The sequence below is a fragment of the Candidatus Pantoea multigeneris genome (assembly GCF_011752615.1).
In the GTDB taxonomy this organism is placed as follows: domain Bacteria; phylum Pseudomonadota; class Gammaproteobacteria; order Enterobacterales; family Enterobacteriaceae; genus Pantoea; species Pantoea multigeneris.
On record NZ_VWXF01000001.1, the window covers coordinates 174,342 to 194,281 of the forward strand.

14 protein-coding genes are annotated in these 19,940 nt (G+C 57.2%); 1 reads left to right on the forward strand and 13 read right to left on the reverse strand.

From position 1 onward, the window contains the following. Positions 1-2: 2 nt before the first annotated feature. The 13 genes from recB to F3J40_RS00875 form a co-directional block, all read right to left on the reverse strand. Positions 3-3,659 carry an exodeoxyribonuclease V subunit beta gene (gene recB, locus F3J40_RS00815; RefSeq protein ID WP_167012006.1) on the reverse strand — a complete coding sequence of 1,219 codons (3,657 nt, stop codon included), beginning with the start codon at positions 3,657-3,659 and terminating at the stop codon, positions 3-5. Further along, on the reverse strand, positions 3,659-7,138 hold the full coding sequence (recC, locus tag F3J40_RS00820; RefSeq protein WP_167012008.1) for an exodeoxyribonuclease V subunit gamma: 3,480 nt from the start codon (positions 7,136-7,138) through the stop codon (positions 3,659-3,661). Before recC ends, recB begins: the two co-directional genes overlap by 1 nt. Positions 7,139-7,228: 90 nt before the next feature. Continuing rightward, positions 7,229-8,320: a Fic family protein gene (locus F3J40_RS00825; protein ID WP_167012018.1), complete on the reverse strand. Its 1,092-nt coding sequence runs from the start codon at positions 8,318-8,320 to the stop codon at positions 7,229-7,231. A gap of 103 nt (positions 8,321-8,423) precedes the next feature. After that, complete coding sequence (locus F3J40_RS00830; protein WP_167012020.1) at positions 8,424-8,819, reverse strand: (R)-mandelonitrile lyase; 396 nt, start codon at positions 8,817-8,819, stop codon at positions 8,424-8,426. A gap of 102 nt (positions 8,820-8,921) precedes the next feature. Further along, on the reverse strand, positions 8,922-10,139 hold the full coding sequence (locus F3J40_RS00835) for a multidrug effflux MFS transporter (protein WP_167012022.1): 1,218 nt from the start codon (positions 10,137-10,139) through the stop codon (positions 8,922-8,924). A 139-nt stretch (positions 10,140-10,278) separates the two neighbouring features. Further along, positions 10,279-10,947, reverse strand: coding sequence for a methionine ABC transporter permease (locus F3J40_RS00840; protein ID WP_167012024.1), 669 nt, complete (start codon positions 10,945-10,947; stop codon positions 10,279-10,281). Next, positions 10,935-11,723: a methionine ABC transporter ATP-binding protein gene (locus F3J40_RS00845; protein WP_167012027.1), complete on the reverse strand. Its 789-nt coding sequence runs from the start codon at positions 11,721-11,723 to the stop codon at positions 10,935-10,937. The genes F3J40_RS00840 and F3J40_RS00845 overlap by 13 nt, the downstream gene beginning before the upstream one ends. Then, complete coding sequence (locus F3J40_RS00850) at positions 11,716-12,519, reverse strand: MetQ/NlpA family ABC transporter substrate-binding protein (RefSeq protein WP_167012028.1); 804 nt, start codon at positions 12,517-12,519, stop codon at positions 11,716-11,718. Before F3J40_RS00850 ends, F3J40_RS00845 begins: the two co-directional genes overlap by 8 nt. A 23-nt stretch (positions 12,520-12,542) precedes the next feature. Then, complete coding sequence (locus F3J40_RS00855) at positions 12,543-13,562, reverse strand: isopenicillin N synthase family dioxygenase (protein ID WP_167012029.1); 1,020 nt, start codon at positions 13,560-13,562, stop codon at positions 12,543-12,545. Positions 13,563-13,657: 95 nt separating this feature from the next. Further along, positions 13,658-15,982: a molybdopterin-dependent oxidoreductase gene (locus F3J40_RS00860; protein ID WP_167012031.1), complete on the reverse strand. Its 2,325-nt coding sequence runs from the start codon at positions 15,980-15,982 to the stop codon at positions 13,658-13,660. A gap of 12 nt (positions 15,983-15,994) precedes the next feature. Then, positions 15,995-16,663 (reverse strand): methionine ABC transporter permease, encoded by a 669-nt coding sequence (locus tag F3J40_RS00865; RefSeq protein WP_167012033.1) that lies wholly within the window; start codon positions 16,661-16,663, stop codon positions 15,995-15,997. After that, positions 16,656-17,681 (reverse strand): methionine ABC transporter ATP-binding protein, encoded by a 1,026-nt coding sequence (locus tag F3J40_RS00870; RefSeq protein WP_167012035.1) that lies wholly within the window; start codon positions 17,679-17,681, stop codon positions 16,656-16,658. Before F3J40_RS00870 ends, F3J40_RS00865 begins: the two co-directional genes overlap by 8 nt. Next, entirely contained in the window at positions 17,678-18,493 is an 816-nt protein-coding gene (locus F3J40_RS00875) for a MetQ/NlpA family ABC transporter substrate-binding protein (RefSeq protein ID WP_240155259.1), read from the reverse strand. Before F3J40_RS00875 ends, F3J40_RS00870 begins: the two co-directional genes overlap by 4 nt. 224 nt (positions 18,494-18,717) lie before the next feature. Here F3J40_RS00875 and F3J40_RS00880 point away from each other — a divergent pair, with 224 nt between their 5' ends. Continuing rightward, on the forward strand, positions 18,718-19,896 hold the full coding sequence (locus tag F3J40_RS00880; RefSeq protein WP_167012039.1) for an aminotransferase class I/II-fold pyridoxal phosphate-dependent enzyme: 1,179 nt from the start codon (positions 18,718-18,720) through the stop codon (positions 19,894-19,896). The last annotated feature ends 44 nt before the right edge of the window (positions 19,897-19,940 follow it).

Below are 19,940 nucleotides of genomic sequence, written 5' to 3' on the forward strand. Positions count from 1 at the left end.
CTTTATAATCCCTCATGCGCGCGAAACAGTTGTTCTAACTGCTCCATCAGCGCCTTATCTGGCCGTTGTAAACAGGCACCTTTACCGGGCGTTGGGTGACCGCGCAGGAACAGATACAGTGCACCCCCAACGTGACGGTCATAATCGTAATCCGGCAAACGCGACTTCAGCAGCCGATGAAGCGCAAACAGGTAGATCACCAGCTGTAGATCATAGCGGTGGTCAATCATCGACTGCACCATCGCGGCCTGATCGTAATCCTCCATCTGCCCGCCCAGCCAGTTAGACTTATAATCCAGTACGTAATAGCGCCCGTTATGCTGGAAAATCAGGTCAATAAAGCCTTTCAGCATCCCGTTGATTTCATCGGGTGCCAGGGTAATGCGAGGTAATCCCCCCAGCGTGGCCGGGATCACCAGCTCATCAAACTTACGTGCGCGCACGGCTTTCAGGCCGAACCAGAACTCCATTTCCACCTGATATTCGCTGCTGTGCAAACCCGCCAGGCTGAAGCTGTCATTACCTGCCAGCGGTAAGGGATCGTTCAACAGACTCATCATCCAGTCGGTGAGTGGCGGGATCCAGTGCTGCCAGCCGCGCCGGTTACAGCGGCGGGCGATCTGGTCTTCGACCTGAGCACGGTCCTGCGCCAGTTGCGCAAAACCCTGTTGCCCGGCCCACTCCAGCAAGCCGTGCAGGAAATTACCGGCTACCGTACCGCGTGGGAAACCAAACAGATCGTCACCGCTGGTCACAACCGGTTCGATACGCAGCCCGGTATCCGGCTCGCTCAGGGTTTCCTGAGCGGCACTTTGCACCTCTTCCCCCTCGTGATGATTAATGCCCGCCCACGCGGTATCGCTGTATTTCAGCCGGGAATAGCTGGTGATACGCCAGCGGTGGCTGCGCAGATCCGGTGTCGCGAGAGGGGAACGTAACGCAGGTTGCGGGTCATGGGTGGTAAACACACGCTCATCCGGCTCAGGCAGCGGCTGTACCTGGGCAACCGCACCATACTGGGCTTCAAGCGTGGCGATCATCTGGCCGGGTTCACTCCCCTGCAACAGATAGCCTGCGGCACTGTTTTCTGCCCCTTTCAGCGGTGCCATCCCCAGCCACATGGCATAGCGCGCACGCGTCAGGGCGACATACCATTTGCGGATGTCTTCTCCCAGGCGTTCATCATCCGCCAGCGCCACCTGTGCCGCATCGCCTCCAATCGCCAACTGTAACTGCCCCTGATCGTCATGCCATTTCAGTGGGGAGTCGCTGGCTTTAACCGCGCGGAATGCACAGGCAAAGGGCAGGAAGACCAACGGGTACTCCAGCCCTTTTGATTTATGCACCGTCACCACTTTCACCAGCGCGGCATCGCTTTCGAGGCGCAGTTTCATCACATCATTATTGTTGCCCTGATCAAGACGCTGTTCGGCAAGGAAACGCAGCAGCGCGTGCTCGCCCTCCAGCTCAACGCTGGCCTGCTGTAGCAGCTCGGCAAGGTGCAGCAGATCGGTCAGGCTACGGGAATCCCCGGCATTGAGCAGACGTTCGGGAACGTTAAAGTCCCACATCAGGCGGCGTAAGAGGGGTAACACGCCCTGAAAACGCCACACTTTGTGGTACTGCTGGAACTGAGCCACGCGCTGTTCCCATTCACGCTCATCGTGATTGAGCCGATCGAGCTGAAGCCAGCTCAGGCCCAGCGCAGGTGTGCCAAGCGCGGCTCGCAGCAGGCGGTCGTTTTCCGGTTCAACACAGGCCGCCAGCCAGAACTGGATCTCCGTAGCACGCGGGCTGGCATACACCGACTCTTTATCCGAGAGATAGACGCTGCGCACGCCACGGCGACGCAGCGCCTCACGCACCGCATCCGCCTCGCGCCCGGTGTTCACCAACACCGCGATATCCCCAGGCTGTAACGGCGCAATGTCACCGCCATCGCGGGTGAAACCGGCTGCGCCCTGCTGCCCCAGCAACAATAAGCGCACAATTTCCTGCGCGCAGTGCGTCGCCATTAACTGGCGATAATCGCCGTTGCTCAGGGTCTCTTCGTCCGGTGCGCACATCAGGGTCAGCGCACTGCCTTCACTGCCCTCCACCCACCAGCGTTCGGCCCGCCCCTGCGCCTGTACCGGCTGGAAAGGCACCGGGTTGTCCCCCTGCTCGCGGCGAAAGAGAAAAGCCCCGCGACCCGCAGGCCGCTGTTCCGCACTGGAGAAGACCTGATTGACCGCATCCACCATCGACTGGGTTGATCGGAAATTGGTGCCCAGCGTGTAGTGACGACCGGCGGTATCCCGCCGTGCCTGAAGATAGGTGTAAATGTCCGCACCGCGAAACGCGTAGATCGCCTGCTTGGGATCGCCAATCAGCACCACGCCCTGTTGCGGATCGTTAGCCGCGATCTGATAGATGGCGTTAAAGATGCGGTACTGTAAGGGATCGGTATCCTGAAATTCGTCGATTAACGCCAGCGGAAACTGCTGGCGAATCATCTCGGCCAACCGTGGGCCGTTCTCACTGTGCAACGCGCTGTCTAACCGGGTGAGGAGGTCGTTAAAGCCCATCTGCGCACGGCGCTGCTGCTCCTGCTGAAAACGGGCGGAGACCCAACCGCAAGCGTGTTGCAGAATGCCGTGACAGGCATTCGGCAGCGCAGCAAGGCTGGCTGGCAGCGTCGCAATGGCGTCAAACGCCGGGTGCTGCGGTGCCAGATCGGGATCTTTCCACCCCTGACGCATGCCTTCAGGCGTCAGGCGCACCCAGCCGGTTTTCAGATCCAGCAGATCGTCATCACCGCGGGCCCAGTGACGCAGTGCCTCCAGCCACGGATCGTAATAGCGAGCCTGAATCACCCGACCATTAACCGCTTTGGTGGCAACCGCCTCATCCAGCAGACGTTTTAGCTCATCACACCAGGCCAGCCACGGCGCTTTCAGCGCGGCAAGCTGGGTGCTTTTCTGCTGCTGGCACTGGTTAAACACCACTTCCGGCGGCTGCGGTGCCGCCAGCAGTTCAACATGATCCAGCAGCGGTTGCAGATTGACGTACAGCATCTCTGGATCGATCCACCACTGGCGCACTTGTACCACCTGATCCACCCCGAGCGGGAAGAACCAGGTACGCCAGTAATCCCGCACCACTTCCAGCAGCAGTTCACTCTGGTTGGTTTCCAGCCGCTGGCTAAACAGGCTGTCACTGTCAAAGGCGTGTTCACTCAGCATGCGGTTACACCAGCCGTGGATGGTGGAGACCGCCGCCTCGTCCATCCACTCTGCCGCCAGTTGCAGTTTGCGCGCGCAGCCTGGCCAGGCATCCGGCGGGTACTCATTGCGCAGATCGTGGAGGACATCTTCCCCGGCAGCGCGCGGCGTAATGTCGTCAGGCGAGCAACGGAAGCACTCGGCGGCTTCGCTCAATCTGGCGCGGATACGGTCTCGTAGCTCCTGCGTCGCGGCATCGGTAAAGGTGACAACCAGAATTTCAGGTGGCGTTAAAGCACGGGTAAAACCCTGTTCATCACCGTGGCCCAGCACCAGGCGCACATACAGCATGGCGATGGTAAAGGTTTTACCCGTGCCGGCGCTGGCCTCGATCAGGTGGCTGCCACGCAACGGAAAGCGCAGCATCTCAAGCGGTTGTGGCAAACTCAGTGCCATTATTTTTCTTCTCCCTGTTTACGGCTGCTGCGGCTTTTCAGCGTATGGTACAGCGGTGCCAGCAGTTGTTCGGTCCAGTGGGCAAATTCGCCCGCTGACCACAGCGACATAAAGTCAGGCCAGGCACGATTGAGATACGGACTACGGCTAAGTTCGCCAAATTTCATGTTTTGCGCATCGTACTCTTCATACCCCACGGCACACTTTTGCCAGATGTCACTGTCCGCAGGGGTATTCACCTCACCGCCGAGGCTGAGCCACTGGAAGCCGGTACGGGTTGCCAGCGGCAGCGGACGACACATACCGGCCTGCCAGGCAGTAACAATCTGCTGCCAGTATAGTTGCACTTGGGAAATATCAAGTACCGGAAATATCACATCCCCGTTTTTACTCACTACCAGGGTGGTCATCGGTCCTACCGCCAGATGAGCAGCTAAATGCGTCAGCCAGAACGGCAACAGTTGTGCCCAACGGTAACTGCGCTTTTTCTCATCCAGCAATCCGCTGCTTTCCAGCAAGACCCGGCAAGTTGCCTGTCCATTGCTGCGCAGATCGCTGATCCAGTCCTCAAGCGGCGGTGACGTTAAACTAACGGGATGATTGTCCAGCGGAAGCGGCCAGTCATGGAGTGCAGCACGATAACGCTTGAAGATATCCTCCATCGGCTCCGCCAACGCCTGCTCCAGTACCGAGCCAAAACCGCCGGGAGCCAGCTCTCCACGGCGACTAATACGCGCCAACTGCTGTTGTAACGCTTCCGCAGGATCACCACCTGCCAGCACCGCCTGTTTTTGCACGCCGATCAGCTCATCCTGCAAGCGCCAGTTCTCCAGCGCATTGATGGCAAAAGGCTCGTGATCGAGGCTGGTGGTGTCGGTGGCTTCAAAGAAGATGTTCAAACGCTGGCGGAAGAAGCTGCGCACCGGTTGGCTGAGGAAATCCGCCAACTGGCGCAGCGTCAGGCTGCGCTCCAGTTGATATTCCCCAAGCAGCGTGACGTCGCTTTCCCGCGCTGAATCCGGGGCTAAGCCCGCACGCCACTCATTGGCATAGCTGAATAGTGCGCTGCCTTCAGTAAAGTAGGCGGCGCTGAATGGCTGTAACGGATGCTCCTGGGTGAGTGCGGATAGCACATCACCTTGCCAGCCCGCCTGTAAATGGTCGCGCAGCTGGGCCACCAGCACTGAGGGGGGCCGCTCGACATTATCATGAATACTGCGCCCCACCCAGCTGATGCTCAGCCGATCCCGTGCCGACAGCAACGCCTCAAGGAACAGGTAGCGGTCATCTTCTCGGCGGGAACGGTCACCGGGACGATAGTCCTGGCCCATGAGGTCAAAATCCAGCGGAATGCGATTACGCGGATAATCCCCGTCGTTCATGCCTAACAGGCAGACGTGACGGAAGGGAATGGCGCGCATCGGCATCAACGTGGCAAAGGTCACGGAGCCGCCGAAGAAGGGTTGTACCAGGCTGGATTGATCCAGCACGCTGAGCCAGTGTTCGCGCACCACCGGTAAGGTTAACGGCGTGGTAAGAGTGACACTGTCACAGGAGTCTAGCCACTGCTGTAAACCCTCTTCAAGTTGTAACAGGATATAGCTTTCCTGATCGTCTTCCGCCATGAAGAAGCGCTCCAGCAGTTGATTCAGTCGCGTGCCCCACTCCTCGGGGGTCGCTTCTGTACAGAGCGTACGCCAGCTCGACTCCAGGGCGTTGAGGAAGGCCGCAAGCTGGCCTGCGAGCTGTGCATCCAACCCGCCGACTTCATCCAGCGGCTCGATATCCTGCCAAGCGGCACCACTTCCCACCGCGTAACCCAGCAACATGCGCTGTAAGCCAAAGAACCAGCTGTTCTGTGCGCTGGCAAGCGGCAAGTTGAGGCTGTTGCGCTGTTCCGGGTGCAGGCCCCAACGCACGTTGGCGCTGCGGATCCAACGCTGCAATAGCGGAAGCTGATCTTCATTGATGGCAAAGCTGCGGCGAATCGCCGGGACTTCCAGCAGGTCGAGCAGATCGCTTACCGCAAATCGCGACTGTGGCAGCGCCAGCAGGCGCTCCAGAGCACCGGGAATCGGGCTGATTTGATGGGCATTACGGTCGGCAACGCTAAACGGAATGTAGCGGGGATCCAGCCGATCCACCAGACCAAACACCGCCTGAATGTGTGGCGCGTAGCTGTTGATATCCGGCACCATAACGATGACATCACTCGGGCGTAACGAAGGATCGGCGGTGAAGGCGGCCAGCAGTTGGTCGTGGAGAATTTCCACTTCCCGCTGCGGGCTGTGGGCAATGTGGAAGCGGATCGAGTTGTCCTGAGCAACCGCGTAATCGGCCCACTTTTCGCGGCTTTCGCTTAAGGGACGGAGATCGCAGATATCATCCTGTAACTGCTGCAACAGCGTGCTGCCGGCGGTGGCTTCAAACAGATCGATACGTTGCGTTTCAGCCGCAAGACGCGATTCATACTGTTCACGTTGATCGTGTTCTTCTAACAGGCCGATATAATCGCGCCCCTGTTTGCCCCAGGCCGCCAGCAATGGATGTGCATGTTGATGCAGTGCATCTTCATCAAGATGGGACGGCATGCCCGGCTTACGCTGATGGCGCAAGCGTTCAGCACGCAGGAGGTCTTTATCCGCAATAATATCGCCCCAGTAGTGCTGGCAAGGGTTGTGTACGCACATGAACACCTGCGTCCAGCGGCTGATGGCGCTCAGCACTTCCAGCGCCTGCTGTGGCAGTGAAGAGATGCCAAACACAATCACGCGCAGCGGCAAGCCTGCCGGGCGCTGTTGGTGATCGGCTTGCGCAGCGACGGTAAGGAAACGCTGATGCAGTGCCGCACGGCTGGTGGCGGCCAGTGCTTCCCCGGTATCGGCTTGCAGCGCGCGCCACAATAACGGTTGCCAGCGCTGACTTTCCGGTAGCGGCGTCGCCCCACGCCGACTGGTATGCAGCACATCATTTCCCTGGCTCCAGTCTGCCAGCCAGTCGGCGCGGTACACCTGGTACTGGTCATACAGATCGGCCAGCCTTTCCGCCAACTGGAACAGTTTACGCTGGTCGTCATCCTGCTTAAGAAACCGCGCCAACGGAGTGAACGCATCCTGGGTTAGCAGTTGCGGCAGCAGGCGCATTAAACGCCAGACCAACAGCGGTTTATCAAACGGGGAAGACTCTGGCACCTGCTCACGCCCTAGAACGCTGCGGTACACCTGCCAGAAAAAACGGGCCGGGAGCTGAATATCCAGGGCGGCTGCAATACCACACCCGCCCTCTTCAGGATCGCGCGCCAGCGCCAGGCGTAGCCACTGGCCGATGCCGTTGCTCTGTACCAGAATCACTTCGTTTTCCAGCACCGGCAGCGGATGGTTTTTCATCCAGCTGACCAGCACGTCACGCAGCATTTCCGAATGGTTGCCGTGGATCACCATCATGCCGGGATGAATGGGTGTTGCGATGGGGGTTGTCATGGTTGTCGTCTCGCCAGCCTGGCCGTCACAGAAGACAAACAGCATAACACTTTTCGCCGCTCAGCCCAGGCGGAAGCGGCAAGCCATCGCCTAACGACGATGGATCTGCCAGTGCCCTTTTTTGGTTGAACCCACACGTACCAGAAGACCGTTTAATTGTAACTGGCGAAGATGACGCTCAATTGTGCGGGGTGATACATTCAGCACTTCGCTAAGCTGGCGGCTGGTTATCGTTGGCGTTGATCCGATATGCTCCAGGATACCTTGAGCAAGATGCGGTAATGAGCCCTCAGTTTCTTCCGACATTTCTTCCGACATTTCTTCCGACATTTCTTCCGACATTTCTTCCGACATTTCTTCCGACATTTCTTCCGACATTTCTTCCGACATTTCTTCCGACAGGGTGTTCACAGAAGTAAACTGTTGTGCAATACCTTCTCGCAATGCATGGACCATTTTATCCAAAATAAAAGCAATAAACGGCGTGCAATCAGCCGTTTTATCGCACAGTCCTAAGACCTGATAGTACTCATCCTGCTCATTACGAATCAGTGTTTCAATGGGCAACCAGGCTAACTCCGCACGCCATTCGCTCAAAATAAGCGTTTGCCATAAACGCCCCATCCGGCCATTACCATCGGCAAACGGATGAATGAATTCAAATTCATAGTGAAAAATCGCGCTGGCGATAAGAGGGTGAACATCTGTGCTCTGGAGCCAAAGCAACAGTTCAGACATCAGGCGGGATAATTGACTGGCCGGTGGTGCCATATGAATTAACTGACTATCACGCCAGATACCTACATTGCCACTACGCAGTTGGCCTGGGTTATCAACTAAACCCAGCATAAGCATTGAATGTGCCTCAAGCAGGTCTTGTAGGCGAGTACTGCGCCATTTACCTAACTTTTCATAGGTGAGGATAGCATTACGCACTTCCTGAATATCTTTTACCGGTGCCAGCACCCTTTTGCCTTCCATTAACGCCGTTACCTGTTCGGTAGACAAGCTGTTGTGTTCAATGGCTAAAGAGGCCTGGATAGTGCGAATGCGATTTTCACGCCGCAACTGTGGAGAAACCTGTGTGGCCTGAGCTTCCCAGCGCCCCAAAAGTTCACCAATCTCAATCAGTCGGTTTAACATCGCTGGGGTGATGGTGTAAGGGGGCTGGTATCCGGCCATGGCATTCCTCTGGAAATCTGCTTATCAATAGGGAGTTACCTCTCTATTGTAAACACACCCGGTCTTAAAGACCTACAGCTGATCCCCACAGCCTTGTTAGTGATTAACTCCCGTACTCTTCATCCGTCACCGGTTCCAGCCAGTCGATGGAATTCCCCTCCAGACTTTCGGCGATGGCGATATGGGTCATTGACGTGCGATCGGTCGCGCCGTGCCAGTGGCGGACACCTTGCGGGATCCAGACGATGTCACCGGGATTAATGGTCTGTTTGGGTTCACCTTCGCACTGCACCCATCCCTGCCCCTGGGTGACAATCAGTGTCTGCCCGAGGGGATGGGTGTGCCAGGCGTTACGCGCGCCCGGTTCAAAGGTGACGGTCGCCCCGCTGATGCGTGCGGAGCCGGTGCCCTGAAAAGGCGCATCAATGCGCACTTGTCCCGTGAAATAGCTTTCCGGGCCACGGGTGGAGGCGTGGGCCCCATTGCGGGTAATGTTCATCTGCGGGTTGCTCCTGAAATTTCATCCGGCCGCTAGCTTAGCCGCAGGATGACGCTCAGCGTACGATGGAAAATGCATGAGCTTATGCAGCCCGTGCATCAGTTAGCCCTGTTGCACCGGAGACATCCGGCGTTTTCCGGCAAAGTTCACCATCAACGCGCTGGCACAGGTGAACAGCACAATCAGCCATACCATGCTGGCGGGGGTAACGTCTGCACGCCAGGCCAGCAGCAGTGAGGAGAGAATGCCGCTACCAAATTGTAGCGCGCCAATCAGCGCAGAAGCGGAACCCACCATCTCTGGCACCTCATCCAGCGCGGCGGCGGTTGAACTCGCCGCCACAATGCCGTTCATGGAAAAGTAGATAAACACCGGCACCACCACCATCAGCAACCCACCCCAGTGCAGGTGCGTGGTCAACAGCAGCACCAGGGTTGCCAGCGCCGCAATCGCCGTGGCGCTTTTCAGCAGGCGCTCCAGAGGAAATCGCGTGACCAGACGACGGTTCACCATACTCATCACCATTACGCCCACAATGTTGACGGCAAACAGCCAGCCGTAGGCCGCCGGGTCAACGCCAAAATAGCGGATGTAGACCATCGGCGAACCGGCAATAAAGGCATAGGCGGCGGCGTAATAGAAAGCCAGCCCGAGGGAGTAGCGCATAAACACGGGATTGCGCAACAGGCGGCCATAGTTAACGAAGGCACCGCGCAATGAGGTTTGCACACGTTTTTCCACCGGCAGCGTCTCGGGCAGCAGGCTCACCGCCAGCAGAATCACGGCACCCAGCGCCACTAGCAGCCAGAAGATAGCGTGCCACGAGGTGAAGCGGATCATCTGGCCGCCCAGCAGTGGCCCCACAATCGGGGCGACCGCCATCACCATCATCAGCGTAGAGAGCATGTGTGCCGCCCGGCTACGACTGAACAGATCGCGAATCATCGCACGCGCCAGCATCGGCCCGGTGCAGGCACCCAGCGCCTGAAAAACGCGCCAGAAGACGATTTGCGTCATATCCGTAGAGAGCGCACAGCCTGCGGAGCCAATCATAAATAACAGCATGCCCAGCAGTAAGGGCAGACGGCGGCCATAGCGATCGCTAATCGGCCCCCAGATCAACTGCGCAATCGCAAAGCCTATCAAGAAACCGGTGATCGTCAACGCCGGATCGCCATGCAGATCCACCGTCATTAACGGCATTGCAGGGAGATAAATATCGGTAGAGAGAGAAGTTAGCGCCATCAGGGCACTGAGGATCACCACAAACAGCGCACCACCCGGAGGAGTGGACGCCGGTACAGTTTGATTTCGCATCATCTTCCAAACACTTAGGCCTGCCCACCGGCCGCTCCGGCAGACTTACAGCAGGCCCACAGTGTAACCGGAATGGTTCGCCGGATAATCCCCGCGAACCTTTATGGGTTTATGAATAAAACTCATTAATCCAACGCCCAGCCTAGCGCCGATGCGCCAACGCCCCGACCAGTCGATCACCGGCTTTTTGCACCACAAACACCATCAGCAGTAATACCAGCACGGTACCCACCATGATCTGATTATCAAAGCGCTGATAGCCATAGCGAATCGCCAGATCGCCCAGTCCGCCGCCGCCAATCACACCGGCCATGGCCGAGAAACCAATCAGCATCACGATGGTCAGCGTAGAGCCTGAAAGCAGCGAAGGCAGTGCTTCCGGCAGCAGAACCCGGCTAATGATATGCCAGCTGTTTCCTCCCATCGCCACCACCGCTTCAACGCGTCCGCGATCAACCTCATCCAGCGCATTTTCCACGATGCGGGCAAAGAAAGGAAAAGCCCCGAGCGTAATCGGCACCACGGCGGCCGTACTGCCAAGGGTGGTGCCAATAATTAAACGGGTAAAGGGGATAATGGCAATCAGCAATACCACAAACGGCAGCGCGCGCCCCACATTCACCAGCACATTCAACACCCCAGCAATCAGCCGGTTAGGAAACAATCCCTGCTTGCGCGTCAGGAACAGCGCTACGCCCACCGGCAAACCAATCGCCAGCGTGAAGACCGCCGCCAGCGCCACCATGTATAACGTTTCCAGGGTGGCATTGATCATGAGGTCACGAAACGTGTCCCAGTCTACGCTACGCATTGTGATCTCCCCTGTGGTGCAAACCGCGCGAGGAAGTTGCGCTCTGCGGCACCATCCTGCAACAGCAGTTGGTAAAGACGTGAAGCGGGCTGCGCCATGATCCCGGCCAGTGGACCACTCTCGATTAAACGCCCGTGTTCCAGTAACGCCGCATGGTCGCAGATCCGCTTGACCACCGCCATGTCATGGGTAATTAACACCACCGTGATGTTCAACCGCTGTTGCAGTGTCGCCAGCAGATCGAGAATCGATTGGGTGGTGCTGGGGTCCAGTGCGCTGGTCGCCTCATCGCACAGCAGATAGCGCGGCTCAAAGGCCAGCGCCCGGGCAATGCCCACGCGCTGTTTCTGCCCACCGGAGAGCTGAGACGGCCAGGCATCCCCCCGCCCCTCCAGCCCAACCAGTGCCAGCAATGCCTCAACGCGCTCACGCCGCTGGGCTTTCCCTACTCCTGCAATTTCCAGCGGCAGCGCAATATTGTCTGCCACGGTGCGGGAGTGGATCAGGTTAAAGTGCTGAAAGATCATGCCGATTTGCTGACGCTGACGCCGCAGTTGACGCAGGCTGAGGCGTTGAATGTTTTCGCCATCAATCAGAATTTCCCCGCTATCCGGCTGCTCCAGCAGGTTCAGCGAACGCAGCAAGGTGCTCTTCCCGGCGCCACTGTGGCCAACAATGCCATAAATACTGCCGCCGGGAATGGTGAGCGAGACATTATCCAGTGCGGGCGCTTGCGCCCCCGCATACCGTTTGTTTAATGCATGAATGCTAATCATGCGCACTGCCTGCAACCGGGATCACTGAGCCGTGATACTGGGTTCGAATAAACTCGGCAACCTGCGGCGAGGTCAGATCCTTCGCCAGTTGCTTGATGCGCGGATCGTTTTCCAGCACAGGGGTGGTCACCAGTAAGTTGGCGTAAGGATTATCCTTGGCCTTTTCAATTCCGAGGGCGTCTTTTGCTGGGCTCAGGCCCGCTTCCAGCGCGTAGTTGCCGTTAATGATCCCCGCATCGACGTCATCCAGCGAACGCGGGATCTGCGGTGATTCGATCTCCAGAATCTTCACGTTTTTCGGGTTTTCGATAATATCTTTTGGCGTCACCAGGGTGGATTCCGCTGAGCGTTCACCTTTGAGTTTAATGAGGCCATTATCCTGTAATAACCACAGCCCACGGCTCAGGTTGGTGGCGTTATTGGGAATCGCGATTTTTGCGCCCTGCGGCAAATCTGCCAGCGTTTTATATTTATGTGAGTAGATACCCAATGGCTCAATATGCACTGCGGCCGCCACCACGAATTTTTTACCCAGCGCTTTCTCCTGCTCGTGTAAATAAGGCAGATGTTGGAAATAGTTGGCATCCACATCTCCTGACGCCAGCAGTTCATTCGGGTTAGCGCCGTTGGTCATCTCAATAATGTTTAAATCGAGTTTGGGGTCGATTTTTTTAACGTAGTTAAGAATTTCAGAGTGCGGCACCGGATCTGCCGCAACACGCAGCGGTGCTGCATACAGGCTGTGGGAAATAAGCAGTGACAAACTGGTGATTAACAAAGCAGCAGATTTACGCATGATCGGTTCTCTTATTATAGGGATTAATGGGTGATGAGATCGGAATAGAAACGTTGCGCCACCGTGGGATGAGAACGCAGCCGCCCTTTCAGGTAGTTCCAGCCCACTTCGCGCAGCAGCGGGTTTAACGGGTCACTGGCTGGCCCCTGAGCCAGCTGTGCCAGATGTTCAGGCAGTTGATAAACCGGCACCACGGCACCCAGCTCGGCACCGAGGAAGAATGCCACCGACAGACGTTCAGCATCCGAGGCGGGAGAGACCACGCGGTGTACGGTGGCACGTAAATAACCATTGGTGGCCAGCTCCAGCAGCTCACCGATGTTCACCACAAACGCCCCCGGTACCGGCAGGGCATCCACCCAGTTATCCGGCGTGACCTCAACCTGCAAGCCACGTTGATCGTCTTGCAGCAGGAAGGTTAAAAAGCCCGAATCTTTATGCGCGCCGACGCCCTGGCGTGAATCCTCGTGAGCGCGACCCGGATAGCGGATCAGCTTGATGTGTTCATTGGGCTCACGGCCGTAGAGATTATCGAAGGCATTGACCGGCAGTTGCAGCGATTCCGCAAACGCGCGCAGCAGTTGCAACGCCACCTGAGTCATCTCCTGCTGCCACTGGGTGATCACCGGACGCAGCTCCGGCAACGCTTCCGGCCACTGATTGGGGCCCTGTAAGCGCTGCCAGGCGGGCGCTGAGGCATCGGCTGGCAGCGGTTCCCGCTCGGCACCAATGTCGAACTGCTCGCGCTGATCGGGCTGGCTACGGGTCAGCTCGGAACCGGCGAAGTTGTAGCCGCGAAAATGCGGCGAATTAACCATCTCTACCTCGCGCTTATCCGCATCCGGCAAGGCAAAAAAGGCACGGGAGAGGCGCTGAACTTCGTCTGACAGGGCAGTATCAATGCCATGATGGATAAGATAGAAAAAGCCAACCTCACGAGCGGCCTTATTTAATTGCTGTAGCAGTGCAGCCCGTTGTTCAGCACTGCCATTCAGCAGGGAAAAATCAATAACCGGCAATTTAAGGGGGTTTATGTTCGCCATTGGAATAATCTCGCTAATTCAGTTAAATAAACCTTGCCAGCTTCACTGAATTAACACTACGAACTAAAATTACTATCGATTGCCGTTAAAATCAGTTAATCCGTTGTGCCTGGTCTGGCAATAAACGTCGGCGGTTGCCAGGCTGTAATATCCGGTAATGGCAAGTCGTAACGTTCTATTTCCACCCGACAACTCTGGGCGCTACACCCCTGCCCTAAACGTGAGCTGCCGCGATCTTCCGTGAGCACATTCGGGTTGCCGTGTTTGTCGAGCGAGCCCGGCGTCAGGACATCCAGCGGATCGTACCAGGCACCGGTAGACATCTGCACCACGCCAGGGCGAATATCTGCCGTGATATGTATGCCCGCCAGCAGTGCACCGCGCGCGTTGAACACCCGCACCACATCCCCCTCCTGCAAACGGCGCGCCGCCGCATCCTGGGGATGCAACCACAGCGGCTCCCGTCCAGACACTTTGGTACTCTTGCTGAGTGAACCGTGATCGTACTGGCTGTGCAGCCGGGTGCGTGGCTGGCTGGAGAGCAAATGCAGCGGCCAGCGTTGCGCCTGCTGCTGCTGGTAGTTTGCCTCTTGCCGATCCCAGAAGGGATAGCCAGGACATTCGGCATAGCCAAATGCGGCCACGGTGGCAGAGTAGAGTTCGATTTTCCCGGAGGGGGTATCCAGTGGGAAGCGCTGTGGGTCCGCGCGGAAATCCGCCAGCAAAATCAGAGGATCGGCCGGGAGTGCGTATTCCAGTTTGCCCTGCTGCCAGAACTGATCAAACGTGGGCAGCGTAATGCCTTCCTCGTGCGCACGCGGCTCGGCTTGCTGATACATGTGCCGTAACCACTGCTGTACATCACGTCCCTCGCTAAACGCGGAGGCAAAGCCCAGCCGCTGCGCCAACTGGCTGAAAATGGCGTAGTCATCCTGCGCTTCACCCACCGGTGCAATGTGCTGATGCATGGCGATCATAAAACCATCATTACTGGCGCTGCCAATGTCTTCCCGCTCTAGCGAAGTGGTGGCAGGCAACACGATGTCGGCAAAACGCGCCTGCGCCGTCCAGTACTGTTCATGCACGACAATGGTTTCCGGCTGCTGCCAGGCGGTGATGAGCCGGTTAAGATCCTGATGATGATGGAACGCATTGCCTCCCGCCCAGTAGACCAAACGGATATCCGGATAGTGGCCGACGTTGCCATCAAACTCATAGCTTGCGCCGGGATTAAGCAGCATATCGGCCAGCCGCGCCACCGGAATACGTTCTCTGATGGGGTTCTCTCCTGCGGGCAGACGCGGGCCAGAAAAGCGCCGTCGAACCGATCCCGCGAGGTTCGTCGAGGCGTAACCAAAACCGATCCCTCCGCCTGGCGTGCCAATCTGCCCGAGCAGCGCGGTGGTGGCGACCAGTGCCCAGTAAGCCTGTTCGCCCTGACGGGCGCGCTGTACCGACCAGGCTATGTTGATCATGGTGCGCTGCCCGGCCATCTGCCGCGCCAGCTGTTCAATCTGTGTCGCCTCAAGCCCGGTCAGCGGGGCCGCCCAGTGAGCATCTTTCACCACGCCATCCAACTCACCCAGCAGATACTGCCGATAGTGCGCAAAACCCACGGTGTGGCTGGCGACAAACGCAGCATCGTATAGCTGTTCTGCAATCAGTACCTGGCACACCGCCAGCAGCAGCGCAGTATCGCTGCCGGGGCGGATCGCCAACCACTCGGCCTGCGGTACCGCCGAGAGATCATTTTTCACCGGACTGACGTTAATAAACCGCGTACCGTTGCGCTGTAATTGATCCAGCCAGTGTTGCAGCGAATGGTCGTTAGCCCCGCCGCCGTTCACCTGGGCATTACGCAGCGGCAGTCCGCCTATCGCCACAAACAGATCGCAGTGTTCTGCCAGCACCGACCAGTGGGTATGCTGGCGTTGCAACTCATCCAGATCGCCGAGAATATGCGGTAACACCCGCTCCCCGGCGGCAATGCTGTAGGTGTTGGTACTGGCACTGTAGCCACCAAAGCCGTTAAGAAAGCGGTGCAACTGGCTTTGTGCATGATGGAAACGCCCGGCGCTAGACCAGCCGTAAGAGCCGCCATAAATAGCCTGATTGCCGTGCGCGGTTTTAACCCGTTGCAGCTCATCCGCCACCAGTTGCAGGGCGACTTCCCAACTGACCTCGACAAACGGCTCCTGTCCACGCCGCTGACGCGAAGCGGCCCCCTGTTGCAGGTAGCCCAGGCGCACGGCCGGACGTCTGACCCGGCTTGGCCCCTGAACCGCATCGGTAAGCGACTGGCCGATAGCCGAAGGATTACGATCCCACTCGACCGGCCGCATGGCCGTTAGTTTGCCCTGTTCTGTCGTAACGTGATAGGTGCCCCAGTGCAGCACGGCCAGATCCTGAAATGGCTTCATAAAACCTCCGGGCTATTCACGGCGAATGCGCCGCGCCAGCCAATTACCCAGCGATTGCAGCAGTTGAACAATCACAATCAACGCCAGCGCGGTACTGAAGGTGGCAAAAGCATCAAAGCGCTGATAGCCGTAAGTGATCGCCAGGTCGCCAATTCCGCCGCCGCCTACCGTTCCTGCCATCGCCGTGGCGCCCAGCAGACCGATGGTGGCCGTGGTCAGCGCCAGCACCAGTGAAGAGGCGGCCTCCGGTAACATAAAGTGCCACAGCGTTTGCCAGGTCGTGGCTCCCATCGCGTTGGCGGATTCGAGAATTCCGGGGTCCACTTCCAGCAGCGAGTTTTCGACCAGGCGGGCAATATACGGGGCGATGTAGAACACCAGCGGCACAATCGCCCCCGCGGTGCCAATGGTGGTGTGTACCAGCAGACGCGTCAGGGGCAGAATCGCAATCAGTAAGATAATAAACGGCAGCGATCGCACAATATTGATCAGCGGATTGAGCAGGCGATGTAGCGCCGCCACCGGGTGAATCCCCCCAGGACGACAGACCACCAACGCCATTCCCAGTGGCACACCGAACAGGGCACCAAATCCCAGCGAAACGGCAATCATCACCAGCGTGTCATGAATCGCCTGGAGGTACTGCTCACCGGTCACCACGGTATCTATCCAGTCAAACATCGCTGATCCTTACCCCTGCCTGGTGCAGAGTGTGACGCGCCGCCTGAATCGCCGTGGCTTCGCCGTTGAGGGTGATAATCATAAAACCGAGGATGGTCTGTTGGACTTCGGTCATGCTGGCAAACAGGATATTGACCTCAATGCCCTGTGCCTGCATCACCTGCTGGATCAGCGGCTGACGCGCGCTCTCACCAATAAACTCCAGTCGCAACGCCGCGCCTGGCGGAGCGGAATCCAGGAACTGCGTCACCGCCTCCGGCAGTTGGTCGTGAATCACGGCACTGACGAAACGCGCCGTGACCGGGTGCTGTGGCGCGGAGAACAGCTGTAGCACGCTGCCCTCTTCCACCATCCGTCCCTGCTCAAACACCGCCACGCGATGGCAAATTCTCTGGATCACCGACATCTCATGCGTAATCAGCACGATGGTGATGCCATAACGGCGATTGATCTCCTGGAGCAGCAGTAAAATCTGTATGGTGGTGTGCGGGTCCAGCGCCGAGGTGGCTTCATCACACAGCAGCACAGCCGGATTGGTAGCCAGCGCGCGCGCAATCCCCACGCGCTGTTTCTGTCCGCCGGAGAGCTCATCGGGGTAGCTGTGCTGCTTGTCAATCAGGTCAACAAAGGTCAACAACTCCTCGACACGCTGGCGAATTTGCGCCTTGGGCAGGCCTTGCAGTATCAGCGGGATCGCGACATTGTGAAATACCGTGCGGGAATTCAGCAGATTAAAATGCTGGAATATCATGCCGATATTTTTTTTAAGCGCGTTTAATCGCCGTGGGGAAACATCATTGAGTGTTTCCCCGGCCAGCGTGACCGTGCCCTGCGTCGGCACTTCCAGCCGGTTGATCAGCCTGAGCAAGGTGCTTTTTCCTGCCCCGCTATAGCCAATCACGCCAAAAATATCCCCCTGATTAATGGTCAGGGAAATATCTTCCAGCGCATTAACCTGCTGCCCCTGACGGGAGAACTGTTTGCTGACACCGCGAAATTCAATCGCTGGCTGGCTCATTTCAGATAATCAGGCAGTAAATAGCCATCGTACTGATGATGACTCAGAATATAGTGTTTAAACGCGGCCGAGTGATAACCGGCCACAATATCTTTCGCCCACTGGCTGTCTTTATTTTTTTCCGCAATGGTGACGACGTTAATAAACTGTGAGCGTGGATTTTCCAGTTTTAACGCCGAAGCCAGTTTTAAGCCGCTGGAGACAGCAAAATTCCCCTGAATCACACCAAAATCGGTATCAGGTAAGGCGCGAACCTGCTGCGCATTGTCCATCTCTTTCAGCACAATATGGTAGGGATTGGCGGTGATATTGCGCTGCGAAAAGGTCGCTGCATCACTTTTAGGATCGACTTTTAGCCAGCCAAGATCCTGCAACAGCAGCGCTGCCCGGTACTCGTTAGAGGGCTGATTCGGCACCGAAACCACCGCCCCCTCTTTGGGTTGAGTGACCTGCTGTTGGCTGTTCGAGTAGATCCCCATCGGCGGGGTTGGAACCTGGACAATGCCGATATTATGGATGCCTAAGCGATCGTTCACCGAGGCGAGATAAACCGGATGTTGCATAATATTGGCTTCAATACCGCCTTTATCGACCGCATCATTCACCTGAATACCATCGCTGAAATCTTTGTATTCAATTTTATAGCCTTGCTTAATCAGCTCGGGTGCCACGCCCTGTTCAAACTGCTCTTTATAAGGGCCGGGATTAAAACCGATACGCAGTGTTTTTGTCGCATTGTCATTCGCCTGGCTGGCAATCGCTGCCGTCGTCAAAAGCACCAGGAGGCCGGTGCGAAATAGCATCTGTTTCATCTTTTTACTCATCGTTATGAAGGTGAAGAGGATTAAATCATAAGCCCACCGGGATTTTATTTGCGCATTTACGCAATGGTTGTGCGCAAATTGATTATGCATTTATGCGCTTTGGATTATCTGAATTGGACTTGCAGCTGTCGCTCAGCGCGGTTTTTAATGCGTTAACGCCCTTTCCATTCGCGACAGCAATTTATGTTGTCCACGTATTAAAAGGTTTTACCATGCCACAATTTGCTGCTGCTGAATTAGTTAATGAACTGCCGAGTAATCTGTTTGGCGTGCTGGAAAAAATGGCCGCTGCTATTGATACCCGTAATAAGCCGCTGATTGACCTCTCTAGCGGCAGTCCGCGTCAACCTGCGCCTGCGGCGATCATCGCCGAATTGCAGGAAGCGGTAGGACGACCGGAAAACCACGAATATCCCTCGTTCTGGGGCAAACCGCAGGTGCGTCAGGCGATTGCGGATTTCTATCAGCGCCAGTACGGCGTCACGCTGGACCCGGACACCGAGATCGCCGTATTTCACGGTTCCCACATCGGGATTACCGGTGTACCACGCGCGCTGGTCAATCCCGGCCAATACATTATCGCCACCGATCCGTGCTTCCCGACCTTCCGTAATGTGGCCAAACAGGCACAGGCCCAGTTCTGGGGAATCCCGGTTAACGCGGAAAATGATTTCGTGCCGGATTTTGACAGCGTGCCGGAAGAAGTGGCGCGCAATGCCGGTCTACTGGTGCTGAACTATCCGCACAACCCCACCGGTGCGCTCGCCACGCCGGAATTATTCGCCGATGCCTTAGCCTGGGCGCAACGTTACCAGCTACCGGTGTTGAATGATTTTGCCTACGCCGCCATTGGTGCCAGTGAAGGTGGCGCGCCCATCAGCCTGCTGGCTCAGCCGGGCGGTAAAGAGTGGGGAGTGGAAACCTATACCCTGTCGAAAACCTTCAATATGGCGGGCTGGCGTTTTGGCTTCGCGGTGGGTAACGCCTCGATCATTCAGGCGCTGAAAAAGCTGCACACCCACAGTTACAGCACGGTGTTTGGTGCCGTGCAGGATGCGGCCACTGCGGCGTTGAATCTTGCCGACAGTGATATCGACCCGCATCTGGCGGTGTATCCACGCCGTCGTACCCTGGTAGAACAGCGCCTGGCGCAGCTTGGCTGGCCGGTACGCCGCGGACAGGGATCGTTTTTCCTCTGGCTGGAAGTGCCACCGGGCTTTACCAGCCAGCAACTGACTGAACATCTGCTCCAGCAGGCACATGTGCTGGTGGTGCCGGGTACTGGCTTTGGCCCCGGCGGTGAAGGGTATATCCGCATCAGCCTGACGGCGAGCGATGCCGAGCTGGGCGAAGCCTTTGATCGTATCGCCGCGCTTAAGCTGTTCCGTTAATTCAACTTCAGGGCGGGCTCACGTTGCCTGTGAGCTGAACGCAT